Raw genomic sequence first — 17,071 nt, 5'->3', positions numbered from 1 at the left:
AAATGAACAAGAACCCTCAAAACTATGGAACACTTCACTAAAAACTTAGCAACCTTACAAAAGCTCCTTACAGAAAGTAATGGTGCTTTTATGCATTTTGGCAATGAACAATATCGTTTTACCCAACAAGCAACTGTTACTCCTGAAGAAATAGCTGATTTTGAAGCTCAGCACCACATCAAGCTGCCCGAAACTTTCAAAACTTTCCTCATTACCTTGGGAGCTTGCACCCTTTTTGAAGACGAACTAGGTTTTGCCTATCAGTTTTTTCCTCCAAATCAATGGGAAGCCTTTTCAGCTGAAGTATTTGAAGGAACTGGTGCATATCTCTTCCCAAAAGTTTTATTAGTGTGTTACCCTAATGTCGGTCATCAAGCGGGATTTATCACTACCCAACCCGATGCTTTTGGCACATTTTATTCGGATATTCCTCTTGAATGCTGGGAAGAAGACACTGAATTACTGTCTTTTGCCGATTGGCTAAACGAAGAAATGGCTACACTATGAGAAAAGAAGTCATCACTATTGTTGCTATCATTTTGCTTCTTTTAGCGGGAGCAGGATTCCTTTTTGTTAAATATGCCCAACAGAAAACAGCTGTTTATTACGCTGAAAAAGAAAGCAGACTCTACCGCTACTACTACGATTATTACTACGCTCATAACAAACGTTTTTCGGCTACTGAATTTTTAAAAGTTCTATCACGCAAAGACCCTGAACTATACGAATTGCTGAAAAACGAAAAAATCGTATATTACCCCAAAGAAGAAGGTTTTGCCTACCAAAGATACGCATCATCACAAAATTTTGTAAGTTTTGAAGATTTTACCTTTGCAAAATTCCTATTCTCTGATGCCAATATAGCCATAGACCCGATAATGTCCTTTAGCAAAATAGACTATGAAACTGATGTGATATATCAATACAAAAACGATAGTTTTATAGAAAAAGAGGTATTCAACAAACGGTTACTGATAGATAAATACACTCAGCTATTGCATTGCAAAAAACCTTTTTTAGAAGAAGATTGCCCCTCCTCCGACTACAATTTATGCAAAGAGGCAACCGCAGTGATTTTCCCAAAAGAAGTGGCTATTGTAAAATCGAGTTTTGAACCTGAAAGTGAAACGATTATCAGGCAAATTTTGCAAACACACTACACTAATACTAACGATACACTTATGGTAGTTGTGAATTTTCCCAACCTCAGTGAAGCAAAATGCTTGAATATCAGAATATCAATTGACTATTGATAATTGGTTAATTGACAAATTATTACTATCTTTGCGCCAGAATTAATTTTTTTAAGATAAAAACAAATGAAAAAATCAACTCTTATCCTTATTGGTGTCATTGCACTTATAGTAATATACGCGATCTCAGCCTATAATGGCTTGGTAAACAAACAAGAACAATTGCGCAGCGAGTGGTCACAGGTAGAAACTCAATACCAGCGCCGTTCTGACCTCATCCCTAACCTTGTGGCAACGGTTCAAGGCTATACCAAACACGAAAGTACCACCTTGAAAGAGGTTGTAGAGGCACGCAGCAAAGCGACTCAAATCAACATCAACCCCGACAGACTTGATGCTGAATCGTTAGCCCAATACAATAAAGCACAAGGAGAACTCTCTCAAGCCCTCGGTCGTTTGCTAATGGTTACTGAATCCTACCCCGACCTGAAAGCAAGTGAACAATTTACAGCCTTACAAGCCGAATTATCAGGTTGTGAAAACCGTATTGCCGTAGCACGCAAGCGTTACAACGATGCCGCTAAAAATTACAACACTTCACGTCGACGTTTTCCTAACAACCTTTTTGCTTCAGCCTTTGGATTTAGTGAAGTTGCTTATTTTAAAGCCGATGAAGGTAGCGAAAAAGCTCCTAAAGTAAGTTTCTAAAAAAATGAATAACAAGCTATTAACCCTACTATTTTCCTTTCTCATTGGCATTGGGCTCACCTCTGCTCAAAAGGCTTATACTGTAAAAAGTGTACCTAATGTACAATTGCAGGACAGTCGGCAATATACTACCGATCCTCAGCATTTGCTCACAGCTACTGAAGTTGATAGTCTCAATGCTATTTGTAGAGACTTGCGCGCTGAAAAAGGAGTGGAAATGGCAGTGGTAGTATTGCCTCGCTTTACCGACGATTATGCCGATATACGCGATTTTGGATTCCAACTATTTGAGCATTGGGGATTAGGACGAAAAGACCAAGATAACGGCTTACTAATGCTCTTGATCACCGACCCCGAGCAGCGAGCTATCTCTATAGAAGTGGGGTATGGCTTAGAAGGGACTCTACCCGACGGCTTGTGCAAACTCATACAAACGCGCACGATGACTCCTCTGATGAAGAAAGGACAATACGGTGCAGGGCTCATAGCAGGAGCTGAAGAAATACGAAAAGTCATCTCAGGCGATTCCGATCTACCACAACTACTTGAAGCACAAGAAAATTCAAGTTGGTGGGAAGAAATAAAAGAAATGTTTTCTGGAGTATTCTACAGCGCTATAGCTTTTTTCTTTTTTATTCTTATGATTTTTGGAAAGACTAGAAAAGAAATAAAAGAACAAATGGCTAATCCTGCTATATCGCCTTATGTGAAGTATCTAACTATAGAAAATGTAAGTATCTCAAAAAAATACATTCCTCTATTCATACTCTTCTTCCCTACCCTACCTTTTGGAATCTATTGGTATTTTTATTGCAAACGACTCAAAAAGCGATTGCTCGCCGAGATGATTTGCGAAGAATGTGAGCGCACAGGCACCACTGTTGTCGAAAAAGTAACCCGAGATACAATAGGTGATTACATAAAAATTACAGTGCAATTTCGTTGCAAAAATTGCAACCACCTGCATACAGAGGAAAAGAGTTTCAAGATTGAACACAACCGTAATTACCGACGAGGCATTGGCTTTGGGGTAGGTAGTTCGTTTGGAGGTGGTAGCTTTGGAGGAGGCGGCAGTTTTGGCGGTTCGTTTGGAGGAGGACGCTCTGGTGGTGGTGGCGCTTCTACACGATTTTAAAACAATTGATATGACAAAAAAGTTGTCTAACAAAGTAAAATGTTAGACAGCTTTTTTCTTATAAAGGTCTTTGTTTAGTACTTCTAAAATAGTGTATTTCTATTCTATTTTTATCTTCTATAACTTTATAGTAAATTACAAACCTATTATCTAAAAAGTTTCTTCGATACATTCCTAAATGCTCACTATATTTTGCTAAGAAGTAAGGATTTTTTGCTATTTCTCTTTGTAAAACTTCTACTGCTTTCATTATTTTTTCAGAATAGGTATAACTCCTATTATGTTTATACCAATAAGCAAGGGTGTTGTAATAGTCTTCTTCAGCGTCGCAAATCCATTTTATTTCCATTGGTTGATCATCTGTTGGGCTTTTCTTTGTACTTCAGAACTATCAGTAAACATTCCTAATTGTGATTGTTTTTCAGCTATAGCTAATTTACGTAGGTCTTCGGCTGTTAGCTCATAGTAGAAATCTTCTTCATTTTCAATTAATTGGCAAGGTTGAAAGTCCGTATTTTCTTCTAAAGGTATGACATTTGTTTGCATAACATTTCTATTTTTTGCAAAGGTATGATATTATTTTTTAAGCTACAAAAAAGATTTTCAAATTACGCTCGTAACATTATAATCAGTTCTTTGCGAAAGTCGGCTTCTGTGAGGTTATTGGTAGCGCCTACCCCTTTGCTTTTTAGGTCGATTTGGCGCAGCGTAGCAATGATAGCACTCACGCGCTTCATAGGGTAGTGTTGTGCCCCCGAATAAAACTCTTTTATAAAATAAGGATTTTCTTTCAATACTGCCGCTACATTCTTTTCACTTTGGTCTGTGAGACCATGAAATAGCAATAACTTTTGAAAATAGTTATAGAGAACAGTGATAGTTCCACCTAAAGGGTTATCTTTAGGATTATCAGCGAAGTGTTTAAGGATACGCGCTACCTTATAGGCATCGTTTGCGGCAATAGCACTCTTGAGCTCAAAATTGTTAAACTCCTTGCTAATACCTATATTTTTCTCTATAATTTCGGGGGTCACTTCGGTATTTTCAGGGACGATAAGGGCTAATTTATTCACCTCATTTTGTATCCTACTCAGGTCGGTACCTAAGAAATCTACTAACATTTGTATGGCTTTAGGCTGAATGCTGAGGTGTTTTTTCTTCAATACATCGGGTAACCAAGCGGCTACTTGGGGTTCATAAAGTTTTTTGCTTTCGAGTAGTACGCAATCTTTGTTCTTTTGTAAGGTTTTTAGCAGTTTTTTGCGTGCGTCTAACTTCTCGTATTTGTAACAGAATACCAAAACCGTTGTAGGGGTAGGGTTCTCTACATAAGGCACTAACTGGTCGATGGTCGCTCTGAGGTTTTGTGCTTCTTTAACGATAATCACTTGGCGGTCGCTCATCATCGGAAAACGGCGCGCATAATCAATAATCGTAGGCACCGTTACATCTTGACCATAAAGCACGATTTGGTCGAAACCCTTTTGGTCTTCTTGCAACACGTGCTCTTCGATGTAATTGGATACTATATCTATGAAATAAGGTTCTTCGCCCATCAAAAAGTAGATAGGAGCGATGATGCCTTTTTTTATGTTGCCTACAATGGTTTTTACTTCATTCATAGTGCAAAAATACAAAAAATATTCTACTTTTGCAGTATGGAAGTATTAAATTTCAAAAACTACCCTTTTCGCACTAAAGTAGCCGATGAGAAACTGTGGATATTTGATGTGATTCGTCGCAAATATGTGGTGTTACAGCCCGAAGAATGGGTACGCCAACACGTAGTGCATTTTCTCATTGAGGAGAAAGGTTACCCTAAATCGCTTATCAATGTGGAGAAAAAACTCTCTATCAATGGGCTCACCAAGCGTTACGATGTGGTAGTGTATGCTAAAATAGGAACAGTGCTCTTAGCGGTAGAATGCAAAGCGCCGAATGTACCTATTACCCAACATACTTTCGACCAAATTGCACGCTACAACCTTACCTTAAACGCTCAATATCTAATGGTTACCAACGGCATTACACATTACTATTGCCAAATGGACTACCAGCACAATCAATATCATTTTTTAAAAGAACTCCCTCATTACAACGACCTCTCACAATGACTCTTGCCATCGTAATACTCAATTGGAACGGCAAAAAGCTGTTAGAACAATTCCTCCCGTCGGTAGTGCGTTACTCACCCGAAGGACAACTCTATATTGTAGACAATGCCTCTACCGATGATTCTCTTGATTTCGTGCGCACCCACTTCCCTGAAATACATATTGTAGAAAACCCCACCAACAGCGGTTATGCGGGAGGTTACAATCGCGCTTTACAACATATTAAAGCTGATGTGTATTGCCTGCTGAACTCGGATGTGTTAGTAACTGAAGGTTGGCTCTCCCCTATCTTGCGCACTTTTGAAGAGGAACGCATTGCAGTGGTACAGCCTAAAATTAAAGATGAAAAACGCCGTACGTATTTTGAATATGCCGGTGCAGCAGGTGGTTTTATCGACCGATATGGGTTCCCATATTGCAGAGGAAGGGTATTTGAGACGATAGAAGAGGACAAAGGTCAGTATAACGAGCCTTCCCCCGTACCCATTTTTTGGGCATCGGGGGCGTGCTTTTTTATACGTGCAGAAGTATTCCACCAGTTAGGAGGTTTTGACGAAGATTTCTTTGCCCACCAAGAGGAAGTAGATTTGTGCTGGCGAGTGCACCATCTTGGCAAACAAGTGGTGTATAGCGCCGAGAGTACTGTCTATCACGTAGGAGGGGCAACACTCACCACAGCCAACCCTAAAAAAACCTACCTCAACTTCCGCAATAGTTTGTTTATGTTGCTGAAAAACCTACCCGCTAAAGGGCTCTATACTACAATTTTCTTACGTATGGTATTGGACGGCATTGCAGGAGTGCGTTTCCTTTTACAAGGCAAGCCGCGTTTTACGTGGGAAGTAATAAGAGCGCATTTTCATTTTTATAAACAATTTTTCTTCTTTAAAAAGAAACGACCTTCAAAGCTCATTACCAATTATTACCAAGTGAAATCCATAGTGTGGGAACACTTTGTATTAGGTAAGAGGTAAGAGGTTTTTAGGGTGTTTTTCCTAATTTTTGGAGCTTTTTGGCTAAGTAAAAACCGCTTATCAGAGCTGGGAAAAAGGAGAAACAAGTATAAGCAACTAATATTCTTGTTTCATTAATATAGGGAGGGCTAATTATATAAATTAGAACTAAAGGCGGAAGTACCCAAACAATAATTGTAATAAACCAGCCTATTTTGAAATTTGTACTTTTAGTATAATGTGTAAAAGGAATGAATAGTGCTAAAATTGCTCCCAAAACGGTATATATACCTGCTATTGAAACAACCACAGAAAATGAATCCAATGACCCTGAATAATAAACTCCCATTATGATCATTAATATAATAGCTCCTATCCAAAAAGAGGAAACAATGTAAAGAATTGCCCTTATTCTTGGGTTAATTTGATTCATCGGAAGAATAGGTTCTTCTTTTTTAGCAATTCTGTGTAGCATCACTCCTAATAATATTCCTATAATGATATTTAAACCTAAGTAACCTAAATAATTTTGAATATTAAACTCACCATAAATACGCCAAAAATTATAGAGGTTTATAATTGGCAATATGAGTAAGCACAATAATGCTATAGCAATGATTCCGCCTTTAGAAAGTTTTTCAAAGGGTACAAATTGCCCTACACTATAGCTTATCACAAAACTTTTAAGTAAAAAAATACTATTTTCTTCCCATCGCATTAAAAAAAAATGAGGTTTCATAGTATAATGTATAATACAAATCCAATAGTAATTTGGATGCTATAAGAGCGACAAAAATGTACCATACGGTTGTTTTAGGAATCAGTGTTTTCATTGGATATCAGTTTATTTTAATTGCATAAATTCTGAGATAAAGGCTGGCAGCTGAGTGTTGGGGAGTTTAGGGCTATCGTCCCAATAGCTGAGCACACAAGCGATATGATATCCGCGTACAGTAGTAGCAATATAGTAAACAATGAGTTTTTTATCAATGTCCTGAGATTTCTGGTAGTGCAATAGGTAAGTAATCTCTCTTGCTTTTGTAGGATTCCCTTCAAAAATTAGTTCAATTTCGCGATCTCCTACACGATTAAAAGTAGCATCTTTTTCAGGGATTTCCATTGCATCCAATACTTCTCCAGATTTTGCTTGCAAAAAAACAGACTCTTGAGCCTCTGCTAAAGTGCGGTACAAACTCCAATTCATTTCGCCCTTAGTAGGACAGCGCACAAGACCCAAATCTCCCCAAAAGCATTCGTCATCCAAAATTATTTTTCTACCTAAAAAATCGAATTCTTTTCCGCCTAAAGCGTTTTTTTCGAGGTCTTTTTGGTATTTACCACTCATTACGGCTTTTAGCATCTCTTCATCTATTGCATTGCTTTTTGCAGCAGTGGTTGATTTTAAAAGCACCATTCTAATGGGTTTTTGGAGTTGTTTTTTGTCGTAGATGAAATAACAAATATTGTTATTCCAAAGCCCATCCTTTACCTTTTCGTGGGTGCTCACATAATAGTGAGATATATTCAGTTTTGGGTTTATTTTAGGAATGCTGTCGGTAAAACCTTTGTCGTGAGCAAATCCTCGAATGAATTTTGGCAAATTCTTAGTAATTACGCCATCTACCTCTACGTCGGTATATCTGAGTTGGTATTTTCCAGCTCCATAAGTAGCGACATTATCTAATTTCTGATAATAGAGTCGGCTTTCGATGTTTGTGTTTTGTGCGGTTGCTGTACCTATAAAGGATAATAGAGCAAATAAAAAAGTAAAGTTTTTCATATAAATATAATAATTAATTTGTTCAATATAAAAACGAAGATACATTATTTCAATATTTTTCTAATGTAATTGGCTTCGTGTATGTTTTGAGTAAGCGCTTCGGCTTGTTCAGTTTCAATAAGAATCTTAAAGGCTTCTAAGTTTTTAATATACTCATTCAGCGCTTTAAGTACGTTGTTTTTGTTTTCCAAAAAGATAGGACACCACATTTGGGCATCGCTCTTTGCCAAACGCACGGTAGAGGCAAAACCGGTACTCGCCAAATCAAATATTTGAGCTTCGTCCTTTTCAATTTCTAAAACGGTCTTCCCCAGCATAAAGGAGCTTACGTGCGAAAGGTGCGACACGTAGGCGGTATGGAGGTCGTGATCGGCGGGTTGCATCATTTTCACGCGCATATTCAATGCTTTTACAATGCTTAAAGCGCGGTCTAACAATCGCCAATTACTTTTTTCTACTTCACAAAGTGCCATTACTTTGCCGTCGAAAAGGTCGTAGAGCGCTGCCTCAGGTCCTGAATGCTCTGTACCTGCCATAGGGTGTGCCGCGACAAAATTTTGGCGATGAGGATGAGTGGCTACTGCTTCACAAATATGCGATTTCACCGAACCAGCATCCATTACAAGGGTTTGTTCACCTATTTTATCGAGCACTTGTAGCAATACTTTGTGAATGTGATTCACGGGTACAGCTATGAGTACGAGGTCGGCATCGGTGAGGTGGTCGTAATCGGTGCTTTCATCGATGATGCCTAAATCTAAGGCTTTTTGTATATGAGCGGGATTGAGGTCGATGCCTGCAATGGTGTACCCCAAACGTTTTTTCAATTCTAAGGCAAAGGAGCCCCCAATGAGCCCTAAACCTATCATAACAGCTTTTTTCAAAAGTGAATAGTTTAAAGTGAATAGTTAAAAATGAGTGCGTTACAAATCGTATTCGTAGTATGAGACGTTGCGAGTATCAAATAGGGCATAAGGATTTAGGAGGGGTTGTGCCAGATGTCGCACATTCCAAAAAGTAGCCGAGTCTATTTTTTGAGAGTTAGTGAGTTGATAAATGAGTTGGCTCAAAGAGGGAAAAATTGGTTTTTCGAGTTCTAATACCAAAAAGACATCAGTATTGATAAAATGTTTACGCCCAAGAGGTTTGCTTTTTAGGGCTGTATGTTGTTCTATAAAACTGTTATAGAGTTTTTTAGCTTCTTGTACATCTACAGTTTCACCAGCTTCGGCTCTTTCCAAGAGGTTGAGAAGGTTTTCAAAAGTTTTGAGCATCTCTTGATAGTCGTAGAAAGTAGTAGCTTGTCTATTGTCTTCCATCAAATGGTCACCAGCAGCGATGATGCTGTTTTGCAAGAGTGCATTTAGCCGTGATTGCATCGTAAGAAGGTGGTTAGCACGCCTTTCAAAGTTGCCTATTTTTTGTTCAACAAAGCTACCTTGCAGAGGTTTATTGAAATCAGCAATAATACTCTCGCGCGCTTCCATTATAGCAATTACATTGGCTCTTAGTGCTTTATATGCGTTCTCTACATCGCGCTTTTCAAAACCTAATATATTAGGCACTCCTTGTGAAAGATTGTCTTTTTTGAGATTTTTCAGAAGAGTATTTTTAGTAGAAAGTTCAGGGGGTGTTTTGCCTTTTTTCACTGCTTCTAAAGCACTGTTAATTTCTCGCAACTTATCAGGAGCAGCTGCCTCATTATAGCAAGCTGCCACTAAAGTATTGCAAAAATTATAAAAATTGATAATTGCAAGATCTTCATTTTCTTTGCTTATATATACTTCTTCATCTTCCATTTCTTGATTGTAAAGAGCACTATTATCACTATCATCAGCAGTAAAAAAAGAATCTAAATCCCAATCAGGAAGTGAGAAAGTAGGGTTGTTGCCTTCTATAAGAACATAAGCCGTGAAAGTAACGCCCAAGGCTATAAGGATATTTCGGAGTGTTTTCATAGTTAAAAATGAAAAATGAAAGCACAAAAGTAAAAAATAATTTGCAAAATTCCAAATTACCAAATTTGCTCATTTGGCAATCATTTCATATCTTTGCCCTCATTATTAGGTTACTCGTAATTTATTGTTGCTATGAACCGCCGCAATCTCACTTTTATAATATGCCTCATCCTATCGGTTTTTATCTGGTCGTTAGTAAAACTTTCTAAAAATTTACTTAGAGAAGTATCTATCCCTGTGATAGTTATCAATCCTCCTACCAACGAGGTATTACTGCCTTCTGCCCCTAACTTCGTGAGAATTATAGTTGAAGGCAATGGCTTTTCTCTACTGAAATCCTACCGACAAAACCCTACCCTTACTGTAGATTTTACCGACCTACAAGAGGTAGGCGAACACTTTTATACACTTTCTAAAAACAGTAAAGACAAACTGAGCAATACTTATCTTGCAAACTTCAAAATACGCTCGGTAGTCTCCGATACACTACAACTGTATTTAGCGCCTAAACACACTAAAAAAATCCCCGTAGTGGTACATCTAAACGTGGAATACCCTAAAGAATACCAACTTACAGAATTAAGGCTCTCTCCTGATTCGGTAGTGGCTTCGGGTAGCCAAAAAGTAATAGACACACTCTCTCAGGTTGTTTTTCACTATCATAGCAAACGCCCTATAAAGGATAATTTTAGTGATACTTACACCCTTAAAAGCACCCCTTTGGTACATTTCAACGCTCATAAAATAGCGATGCAGGCCTTTGTAGATAAGGTAAGCGAACAAGAGTTACGAGTACCTGTGAAAGTGATGGGCGTATCAAAAAACAGTCAAGTAAAAGTTTTTCCCGATGAGGTAAGCGTGCTCTGTACGGGGGAATTAAACCTACTTAAAACACTCACTCCTAACGATATAGAAGTAACTGCTGATATGTGCGAGGCTAACGCAGGGCATATTCCACTACAAATCAGCACTCATAAACGACGGATAAAGGTGGTACTAATGAACGAAACAACGGTTGATTTTCTCATACGCAAAGAATGATGGTAGTAGGACTTACAGGAGGTATTGGCAGTGGCAAGAGTACGATAGCCAAAGCATTTGCTGCCTTAGGCATCGCGGTATTCAATTCAGATGAAGAAGCTAAAGCGCTCATCGCTAACAATGCGCAGGTAAAGAAACGCATTATCGCTGCTTTTGGTGAGGAGGCTTACCAAAATGGAGAATATAACCGCGCTTATATCGCCCAAATTGTGTTCAACAATTCTGAGAAATTGGCGATACTCAACGGCATTGTACATCCTGCTCTTGCAAAATATTTTAAACAGTGGACAAAGAAGCAAACTTCACCTTATGTACTGAAAGAAGCCGCTATCCTCTTTGAAAGTGGAAGCTATAAGGATTGTGATTATATCATCACGGTTACAGCACCTGAGGAGGTGCGCATTGCCCGCGTAATGGCGCGCGATCATTGCACCGAAGCCCAAGTGCGAGCGCGTATGGCACAACAATGGAGTGATACCCAGCGCATTGCCCTTTCAAATGCGGTGATTGAAAACGTAGATTTAGAAAGTGCCAAAGAACAAGTAAAGAGAATTAATGACGAGTTACGAGTTACGAATGACGAGTTACGAATGACGAAAGTTTGTAACACAACAACATTTGTTAATTGTTAATTATAAATTGTTAATTGAAAAAAATTATCATTATATCAACCCTTATCATTGCCTTTTTGGGCATTACCTACGCTCTTTACGCCTTTCTGATGCAGATAGGGGTAGACGAGGGTTATGAACCTATACAACCTATTCACTTCTCTCATAAAATTCACGCAGGTGATAACCAAATCGATTGTAAATATTGCCACTCAGGAGCGCGGACTTCGGCAGTAGCAGACGTGCCCTCACTGAATGTATGTATGGGTTGCCATCTTACTATCTCGGAATATGAGGGTGAGGAGGACACTGCCAATGGTTATACTAAAGAATTTTACACCAAAGAAATCAAGAAATTATACGAAGCAGTAGGCTGGGACGAGCAGAAATTTCGCTATACGGGCACTCCTAAAGGGGTGCAGTGGATACGCATTCACAAACTCCCCGACTTTACTTATTTCAATCACAGTCAGCACGTAGCAGTGGGTGGATTGGAATGTCAGAAATGTCACGGTGAAGTACAACAAATGGAGGTGGTACAGCAGTACGCTCCTCTTACGATGGGGTGGTGTATAAACTGCCACCGCCAAATGCCTGTGAATGCTAACAACCCTTATTATCAACACTATGAAGAAGTGCACAAGGCTTTGGCTAAAAAGCTAAATGTTAGCAAACTAACCGTTGCCGAAATGGGAGGCTTAGAATGTGCTAAATGTCACTATTGATAATTACGAATGACGAATGACGAGTTACAAATTACGAGCTACGAATGACGAATGAGAATATACATAATATATCAATATCACGGCGGGATTTCCTAAAATTCTTAGGTTTTTCTACAGCGGTGGCTGCCTTAGCAGGTTGCGAAGGGGCGGTACACAAAACGATTCCGTATGTAATACAACCCGAAAGCATTGTAGCAGGTGAGGCCAATTACTACGCTACTTGCATCGCCGATGGTTTTGACTTTGCCAGCGTACTGGTGAAAACTCGCGAAGGGCGACCCATTGCTGTATTGCGCAACCCCGAAGCCAAAGCAGGAGGGGCAGTGAATGCAAGGATATTGGCATCGGTGTTGAGTTTGTATGACGAGCATAGGAAACCTCGCACCATTGCAGGGGATGGCTTTTGGCAGAAAATTAAGACCGATACCCTTTCTGCCTTAGAGAAAGCAAAAGCTGAAGGGAAGCAAATAGTGATGCTCAGTCAAACACTCGCAAGTCCGTCGAGTTATGCCTTAATAGAACTCCTAAAAGAAAAATACCCTACCTTTAAGCTCGTTGAATACGATACAGTATCAGAAGATGCTACTCTCACCGCTTTTGAATGGCGCTATGGATTGCGTGCAATGCCTGATTACAATTTCAGCAAGGCAAAGCTTATCGTTTCCTTTGATGCCGATTTCTTGGGCGATTGGAATGGCGGAGGCTATGAAGCAGGCTATGCGCAAGGGCGTATCCCCAGCAAAGCAAACGGAATGTCACGCCATATTCAGTTAGAAGCCAACCTCAGCCTTACAGGCGCTAATGCCGATGAACGTATCGCACTCACTCCTGACCAAGTGAAAAAAGCATTAGCTTACTGTTTCCAATACCTAAAAGGTTTTGAGGAGAATGAACAATTTCATTTTCCAACCTCTATTATAGAAAAAGAGGAGAATAAAGTTACTATTGAAGACAAAATAAAGAAAATAGCTTCCGAACTCAAAAAAGCGGGTAGCAAAGCCTTAATAGTAACAGGTATTGATAGCGTTGAAGCTCAATTAATCGCTTTTGCTATCAATGAACATCTCCAAAGTGAAGCTTTCTTGCCTCAAACTCCCGTGCTTACCCGTAAAGGTAATGTTAAAGCTCTACAACAGCTACTCACCGATATAAACGAAGGCAAGGTAGGCGTTCTCTTTATCAACAATCTCAACCCTTTATATAGTTTGCCTAACGCCGAAGTGTTTGCCGCAGGCTTGAAGAAAGTACCTTTTTCGGTATCCTTTGCGATACGCGCTGATGAAACTGCCCAGCAAACGACCCTTTGGGCGCCTCAACCGCATTATTTAGAGTCGTGGGGCGATGTAGAATTTAAATACGGGCACTACGGACTGATGCAACCTTGTATACGTCCGCTTTTCAACACCCGCCAATGGCAAGACTGCTTTTTGCAATGGATAGGACACAAGGAGAGCTATTACGATTTTATCAAAGCTCATTGGGAAACCCATATCTTAAAAGGATTTTCTTGGGAACAAGCCCTGCACGATGGCACTTTTGTAAAAGAAGATATAAAATCTTTTGAGTTGCCGAAAGAAGAAAAAATCCCTTCACTGAGGAAACCGCCTATGACCCTCACACGTGAGGAAACTTTAAGGCTAATAGGCACAGTACTTCCCAGAGAATTAGTAGAAACACCTTTTGAACTCAGCCTCTATACCAGCACCGCTTTGGGAGATGGGCAGCAGGCTAACAATCCTTGGCTACAAGAGCTCCCCGACCCTATCCACCGCACTACGTGGGATAACTTCCTCACGATGCACCCCAGCGATGCCCAACGTCTAAGTATTGAGAATTGGCATACTGCTGATGGTGCTTTGGACGGGCATCAGGCGAAAATCAGTGGTAACGGCAAAAGTATCATTGCTCCCGTACTCATCACCCCTGCACAAGCGCAAGGCAGTGTGGGGCTTGCCTTAGGTTATGGGCGCAAGGCAGGTATACAAACCGAAATGCAAATAGGCGTGAATGCCTTTCCTCTTTATAAAGACCATTGTAAAAACCAAGGCGTACAGATAGAAAAAGCAGACGGCACACACGAATTTGCCTGCTTGCAACTGCAAAATGAATTGGTAGGGCGTAAAAATATCCTCAAAGAAATCAGTTTAGATACTTTCTTAAACTCCTCTGCCGAAGTGTGGAATCCTCAACCTCCTAAAACCAAGAAAGACCCTACTACCCCACATCACTTTAAACTCTCTATCGACCTGAATGCTTGCACGGGTTGTGCGGCTTGTGTGATCGCTTGCCACGCCGAGAATAATGTGCCCGTAGTAGGCAAAGAAGAAGTGCGCCGCTCGCGCGATATGCACTGGTTGCGCATCGACCGCTATGAATCAAGAGAAAACGAACAAAGGTGCGTAGGCTTTCAGCCCGTGATGTGTCAGCATTGTAATAATGCTCCTTGTGAGACTGTTTGCCCTGTAATCGCTACCGCTCACGGACAGCAAGGACAAAACCAAATGGCTTACAACCGCTGTGTAGGCACGCGTTATTGCGCCAACAACTGCCCCTATAAAGTGCGTAGGTTCAACTGGTTTCAGTATAGTGAAAACAAGCAGTTCAACTACAATATGAACAACGAAATAGGGCGTATGGTGCTCAACCCCGATGTGACGGTACGTTCACGAGGGGTAATGGAAAAGTGTTCTCTCTGTATCCAGAATACCCAAGCGGTAATACTAAAAGCCAAAAGAGAAGGTCGTGCGGTCGCCCCAGGAGAGTTCAACAATGTAGTAGCTTGTGCCGCGGCTTGTAATACAGGGGCTATGGTATTTGGCGATGCTAACGAAGAAGGAAGCAAAATAGCCCAACTCAGTGCCAGTGATCGTATGTATCAGCTTTTAGCAGAGCTGGGAACAGACCCTAATGTGGTGTATCAAGTGAAAGTAGTGAATAGTGAAAAGTGAAAAATCAAAAGTGAAAAATCAAAAGTAAATGGTAAATAAATCCTATCATACCATCAGTGAAGATATAGCGCGCCCCATCGAAGGTCGTGCTTCGCGTGCGTGGTGGATTGCCTTTGGCATTACCCTCCTTGCAACCCTCTGGGGGGTATGGGCAATATGGGTAACCTTACGCGACGGTATAGGCGCGTGGGGGCTCAACAAAAGCGTAGGCTGGGCGTGGGACATCACCAACTTCGTGTGGTGGATAGGTATCGGGCACGCGGGGACACTCATTTCAGCAGTATTGTTGCTCTTTCGCCAACAGTGGCGGGTAGCTATCAATCGCTCGGCTGAAGCAATGACTATCTTTGCGGTGTTGCAAGCAAGTATCTTCCCTATCCTGCATTTGGGCAGACCGTGGTTATTGCATTTCAACTTTCCTATTCCTAACCAATACGGCTCGTTGTGGGACAATTTCAACTCGCCTTTGCTATGGGATGTTTTTGCTATTGCTACCTACTTTTCGGTATCCTTAGTGTTTTGGTGGGTGGGCTTACTTCCCGATTTTGCTATGTTGCGCGACCATGCTCTCAAGCCTTTTCAGAAGAAGATTTACAGCTTGCTGAGTTTTGGGTGGAGTGGTCGCGCTAAAGATTGGCAACGTATGGAAGAAACAATGTTGCTCTTGGCAGGTATTGCCACTCCGTTAGTCATTTCGGTACATACTATTGTCTCTTTTGATTTTGCTACTTCGGTGCTCTCTGGCTGGCACACTACTATCTTCCCACCCTACTTTGTAGCAGGAGCTATCTTTTCGGGTTTTGCAATGGTGAGTTTGCTACTGATTATCTTGCGCAAAGTATGTAAGTTAGAAGCTTATATCACCCTGAAACACATTGAGCTGATGAACACTGTGATGTTAGTGGCTGGTAGTATTGTAGCGGTTGCTTACCTCACCGAGTTTTTTATGGCAATGCGCTCTCACTCAGAATTTGAACAATACGTATTTCACAATCGTGCTACAGGTGCTTACGCGTGGGCATTCTGGACGATGATTATTTGTAATATAGTCCTCCCCCAATTGCTATGGTTCAAAAAGTTACGACGTAGTATCACTTTCTCTGTAGGTGTTGCTTTGGTGGTATGTGTAGGGATGTGGTTCGAGCGCTTTGTGATTATCGTTACCTCACTACACCGCGGTTATCTGCCGTCGTCGTGGACGATGTTCAGTCCTACGTGGGTGGATATAGGGATATTTGTAGGCACTTTGGGATTTTTCTTTTTGTTGTTCTTATTATATGCAAGAAGTTTCCCGATGATTGCACAAGCAGAAGTGAAAGGTGTCAGCGGACAGGTGTCAGGGAACAGATGTCAGGGGACAGATGTTAGCAGGCAGGAATCTCTTAACTCTTACCTCTTAACTCTTACCTCTCCTGAAGAGCTTTTAGATAAAATAAAAGAATTAAAATCAGAAGGCAAGGAAATTCAAGAAGTATATACGCCTTTCTATGTATACGGTTTAGACGAAACCTTAGGGCTTAAGCGCACTCGCTTAGGCAAAGCCACTTTTCTATACGGACTTATAGGCTTGTTTTTCGGGTGTTGGCTTACCTATTTCACAATGATAAAAGACTGGCCAATGGATATTGGTGGAAAACCTAATGCCACTTTCTGGCAAAATCTCCCCGCTTTTGTACCCGTAATATTCGAGTTGGTTGTATATTTTGCAGCGCATCTATTGGTGATTAGTTTCTTTATCAGAAGTAGGTTATATCCATTCAAAAAAGCTGAAAATCCTATAAAGAGAAGTAGTGATGATAAATTTGTAATTCAGGTAAGAGATAACAATTAACAATTAAGAAATAACAATTAACAAATAATGGGATATGTTGATATTCATATAATATATATTTTTTGTCACTACAC

18 protein-coding genes are annotated in these 17,071 nt (G+C 40.4%); 11 read left to right on the top strand and 7 right to left on the bottom strand.

Annotated features, from left to right (window positions below; all coding sequences use genetic code 11):
- Nucleotides 1-24 precede the first annotated feature (24 nt).
- From CBG49_RS05280 to CBG49_RS05265, 4 genes are all read left to right on the top strand, one after another.
- Complete coding sequence (locus CBG49_RS05280; RefSeq protein WP_088593672.1) at nucleotides 25-507, top strand: SMI1/KNR4 family protein; 483 nt, start codon at nucleotides 25-27, stop codon at nucleotides 505-507.
- A complete protein-coding gene (locus CBG49_RS05275; RefSeq protein ID WP_088593671.1) occupies nucleotides 504-1,253 on the top strand; it encodes a hypothetical protein in 750 nt (249 codons plus the stop codon). Before CBG49_RS05280 ends, CBG49_RS05275 begins: the two co-directional genes overlap by 4 nt.
- A 66-nt stretch (nucleotides 1,254-1,319) precedes the next feature.
- A complete protein-coding gene (locus CBG49_RS05270) occupies nucleotides 1,320-1,901 on the top strand; it encodes a LemA family protein (RefSeq protein ID WP_088593670.1) in 582 nt (193 codons plus the stop codon).
- Between the two features lie 4 nt (nucleotides 1,902-1,905).
- Nucleotides 1,906-3,036 carry a TPM domain-containing protein gene (locus CBG49_RS05265; protein WP_088593669.1) on the top strand — a complete coding sequence of 377 codons (1,131 nt, stop codon included), beginning with the start codon at nucleotides 1,906-1,908 and terminating at the stop codon, nucleotides 3,034-3,036.
- Between the two features lie 58 nt (nucleotides 3,037-3,094).
- Here the strand turns inward: CBG49_RS05265 and CBG49_RS05260 are convergent, their stop codons facing one another.
- The 3 genes from CBG49_RS05260 to holA form a co-directional block, all read right to left on the bottom strand.
- Nucleotides 3,095-3,385 carry a plasmid stabilization protein ParE gene (locus CBG49_RS05260; RefSeq protein WP_088593668.1) on the bottom strand — a complete coding sequence of 97 codons (291 nt, stop codon included), beginning with the start codon at nucleotides 3,383-3,385 and terminating at the stop codon, nucleotides 3,095-3,097.
- The gene (locus CBG49_RS05255; RefSeq protein WP_009414085.1) at nucleotides 3,376-3,582 is read right to left on the bottom strand and encodes a hypothetical protein; all 207 of its coding nucleotides are present in this window, start codon (nucleotides 3,580-3,582) and stop codon (nucleotides 3,376-3,378) included. The genes CBG49_RS05260 and CBG49_RS05255 overlap by 10 nt, the downstream gene beginning before the upstream one ends.
- Before the next feature lie 62 nt (nucleotides 3,583-3,644).
- Nucleotides 3,645-4,658, bottom strand: coding sequence for a DNA polymerase III subunit delta (gene holA / locus CBG49_RS05250; RefSeq protein WP_088593667.1), 1,014 nt, complete (start codon nucleotides 4,656-4,658; stop codon nucleotides 3,645-3,647).
- A 36-nt stretch (nucleotides 4,659-4,694) separates the two neighbouring features.
- Here holA and CBG49_RS05245 point away from each other — a divergent pair, with 36 nt between their 5' ends.
- Both CBG49_RS05245 and CBG49_RS05240 read left to right on the top strand, forming a co-directional pair.
- A complete protein-coding gene (locus CBG49_RS05245; protein ID WP_009414087.1) occupies nucleotides 4,695-5,150 on the top strand; it encodes a type I restriction enzyme HsdR N-terminal domain-containing protein in 456 nt (151 codons plus the stop codon).
- Nucleotides 5,147-6,124 (top strand): glycosyltransferase family 2 protein, encoded by a 978-nt coding sequence (locus CBG49_RS05240; RefSeq protein ID WP_088593666.1) that lies wholly within the window; start codon nucleotides 5,147-5,149, stop codon nucleotides 6,122-6,124. Before CBG49_RS05245 ends, CBG49_RS05240 begins: the two co-directional genes overlap by 4 nt.
- Before the next feature lie 7 nt (nucleotides 6,125-6,131).
- Here CBG49_RS05240 and CBG49_RS05235 read toward each other — a convergent pair whose 3' ends face one another.
- The 4 genes from CBG49_RS05235 to CBG49_RS05220 all read right to left on the bottom strand — a co-directional run bounded on the left by CBG49_RS05235 (nucleotide 6,132) and on the right by CBG49_RS05220 (nucleotide 9,841).
- Entirely contained in the window at nucleotides 6,132-6,842 is a 711-nt protein-coding gene (locus CBG49_RS05235) for a hypothetical protein (RefSeq protein ID WP_227002962.1), read from the bottom strand.
- A gap of 105 nt (nucleotides 6,843-6,947) precedes the next feature.
- Nucleotides 6,948-7,883: a hypothetical protein gene (locus tag CBG49_RS05230; protein WP_157668366.1), complete on the bottom strand. Its 936-nt coding sequence runs from the start codon at nucleotides 7,881-7,883 to the stop codon at nucleotides 6,948-6,950.
- A gap of 44 nt (nucleotides 7,884-7,927) precedes the next feature.
- Nucleotides 7,928-8,767: a prephenate dehydrogenase gene (locus CBG49_RS05225; RefSeq protein ID WP_088593664.1), complete on the bottom strand. Its 840-nt coding sequence runs from the start codon at nucleotides 8,765-8,767 to the stop codon at nucleotides 7,928-7,930.
- A gap of 39 nt (nucleotides 8,768-8,806) precedes the next feature.
- Entirely contained in the window at nucleotides 8,807-9,841 is a 1,035-nt protein-coding gene (locus CBG49_RS05220) for a hypothetical protein (protein ID WP_088593663.1), read from the bottom strand.
- A gap of 132 nt (nucleotides 9,842-9,973) precedes the next feature.
- Between CBG49_RS05220 and CBG49_RS05215 the strand changes: the two genes are divergently transcribed.
- From CBG49_RS05215 to CBG49_RS05195, 5 genes are read left to right on the top strand one after another with little or no spacing between them, the layout of a single operon-like run.
- On the top strand, nucleotides 9,974-10,882 hold the full coding sequence (locus tag CBG49_RS05215; RefSeq protein ID WP_088593662.1) for a YbbR-like domain-containing protein: 909 nt from the start codon (nucleotides 9,974-9,976) through the stop codon (nucleotides 10,880-10,882).
- A complete protein-coding gene (gene coaE / locus CBG49_RS05210) occupies nucleotides 10,879-11,514 on the top strand; it encodes a dephospho-CoA kinase (RefSeq protein ID WP_088593661.1) in 636 nt (211 codons plus the stop codon). Before CBG49_RS05215 ends, coaE begins: the two co-directional genes overlap by 4 nt.
- Nucleotides 11,515-11,528: 14 nt before the next feature.
- Nucleotides 11,529-12,218: a cytochrome c3 family protein gene (locus tag CBG49_RS05205; RefSeq protein ID WP_088593660.1), complete on the top strand. Its 690-nt coding sequence runs from the start codon at nucleotides 11,529-11,531 to the stop codon at nucleotides 12,216-12,218.
- Nucleotides 12,219-12,262: 44 nt separating this feature from the next.
- Entirely contained in the window at nucleotides 12,263-15,166 is a 2,904-nt protein-coding gene (locus CBG49_RS05200) for a 4Fe-4S dicluster domain-containing protein (protein WP_088593659.1), read from the top strand.
- A 28-nt stretch (nucleotides 15,167-15,194) separates the two neighbouring features.
- Nucleotides 15,195-16,997, top strand: a complete 1,803-nt coding sequence (locus CBG49_RS05195; RefSeq protein ID WP_088593658.1) for a quinol:electron acceptor oxidoreductase subunit ActD — start codon at nucleotides 15,195-15,197, stop codon at nucleotides 16,995-16,997.
- Nucleotides 16,998-17,071 lie beyond the last annotated feature (74 nt).

This window comes from Capnocytophaga endodontalis, from assembly GCF_002209445.1.
GTDB classification, from domain to species: domain Bacteria; phylum Bacteroidota; class Bacteroidia; order Flavobacteriales; family Flavobacteriaceae; genus Capnocytophaga; species Capnocytophaga periodontitidis.
Note: the sequence above shows the minus strand (reverse complement) of the source record. Positions and strands in the feature narration are given on the sequence as shown.

Coding starts and splice junctions, on each gene's coding strand:
- CBG49_RS05245 (WP_009414087.1), top strand. CDS start 4,695: ATGGAAGTATTAAATTTCAAAAACTACCCTTTTCGCACTAAAGTAGCC.
- CBG49_RS05215 (WP_088593662.1), top strand. CDS start 9,974: ATGAACCGCCGCAATCTCACTTTTATAATATGCCTCATCCTATCGGTT.
- CBG49_RS05265 (WP_088593669.1), top strand. CDS start 1,906: ATGAATAACAAGCTATTAACCCTACTATTTTCCTTTCTCATTGGCATT.
- CBG49_RS05260 (WP_088593668.1), bottom strand. CDS start 3,385: ATGGAAATAAAATGGATTTGCGACGCTGAAGAAGACTATTACAACACC.
- CBG49_RS05240 (WP_088593666.1), top strand. CDS start 5,147: ATGACTCTTGCCATCGTAATACTCAATTGGAACGGCAAAAAGCTGTTA.
- coaE (WP_088593661.1), top strand. CDS start 10,879: ATGATGGTAGTAGGACTTACAGGAGGTATTGGCAGTGGCAAGAGTACG.
- CBG49_RS05195 (WP_088593658.1), top strand. CDS start 15,195: ATGGTAAATAAATCCTATCATACCATCAGTGAAGATATAGCGCGCCCC.
- CBG49_RS05220 (WP_088593663.1), bottom strand. CDS start 9,841: ATGAAAACACTCCGAAATATCCTTATAGCCTTGGGCGTTACTTTCACG.
- CBG49_RS05200 (WP_088593659.1), top strand. CDS start 12,263: ATGACGAATGAGAATATACATAATATATCAATATCACGGCGGGATTTC.
- CBG49_RS05280 (WP_088593672.1), top strand. CDS start 25: ATGGAACACTTCACTAAAAACTTAGCAACCTTACAAAAGCTCCTTACA.
- holA (WP_088593667.1), bottom strand. CDS start 4,658: ATGAATGAAGTAAAAACCATTGTAGGCAACATAAAAAAAGGCATCATC.
- CBG49_RS05255 (WP_009414085.1), bottom strand. CDS start 3,582: ATGCAAACAAATGTCATACCTTTAGAAGAAAATACGGACTTTCAACCT.
- CBG49_RS05270 (WP_088593670.1), top strand. CDS start 1,320: ATGAAAAAATCAACTCTTATCCTTATTGGTGTCATTGCACTTATAGTA.
- CBG49_RS05235 (WP_227002962.1), bottom strand. CDS start 6,842: ATGAAACCTCATTTTTTTTTAATGCGATGGGAAGAAAATAGTATTTTT.
- CBG49_RS05230 (WP_157668366.1), bottom strand. CDS start 7,883: ATGAAAAACTTTACTTTTTTATTTGCTCTATTATCCTTTATAGGTACA.
- CBG49_RS05275 (WP_088593671.1), top strand. CDS start 504: ATGAGAAAAGAAGTCATCACTATTGTTGCTATCATTTTGCTTCTTTTA.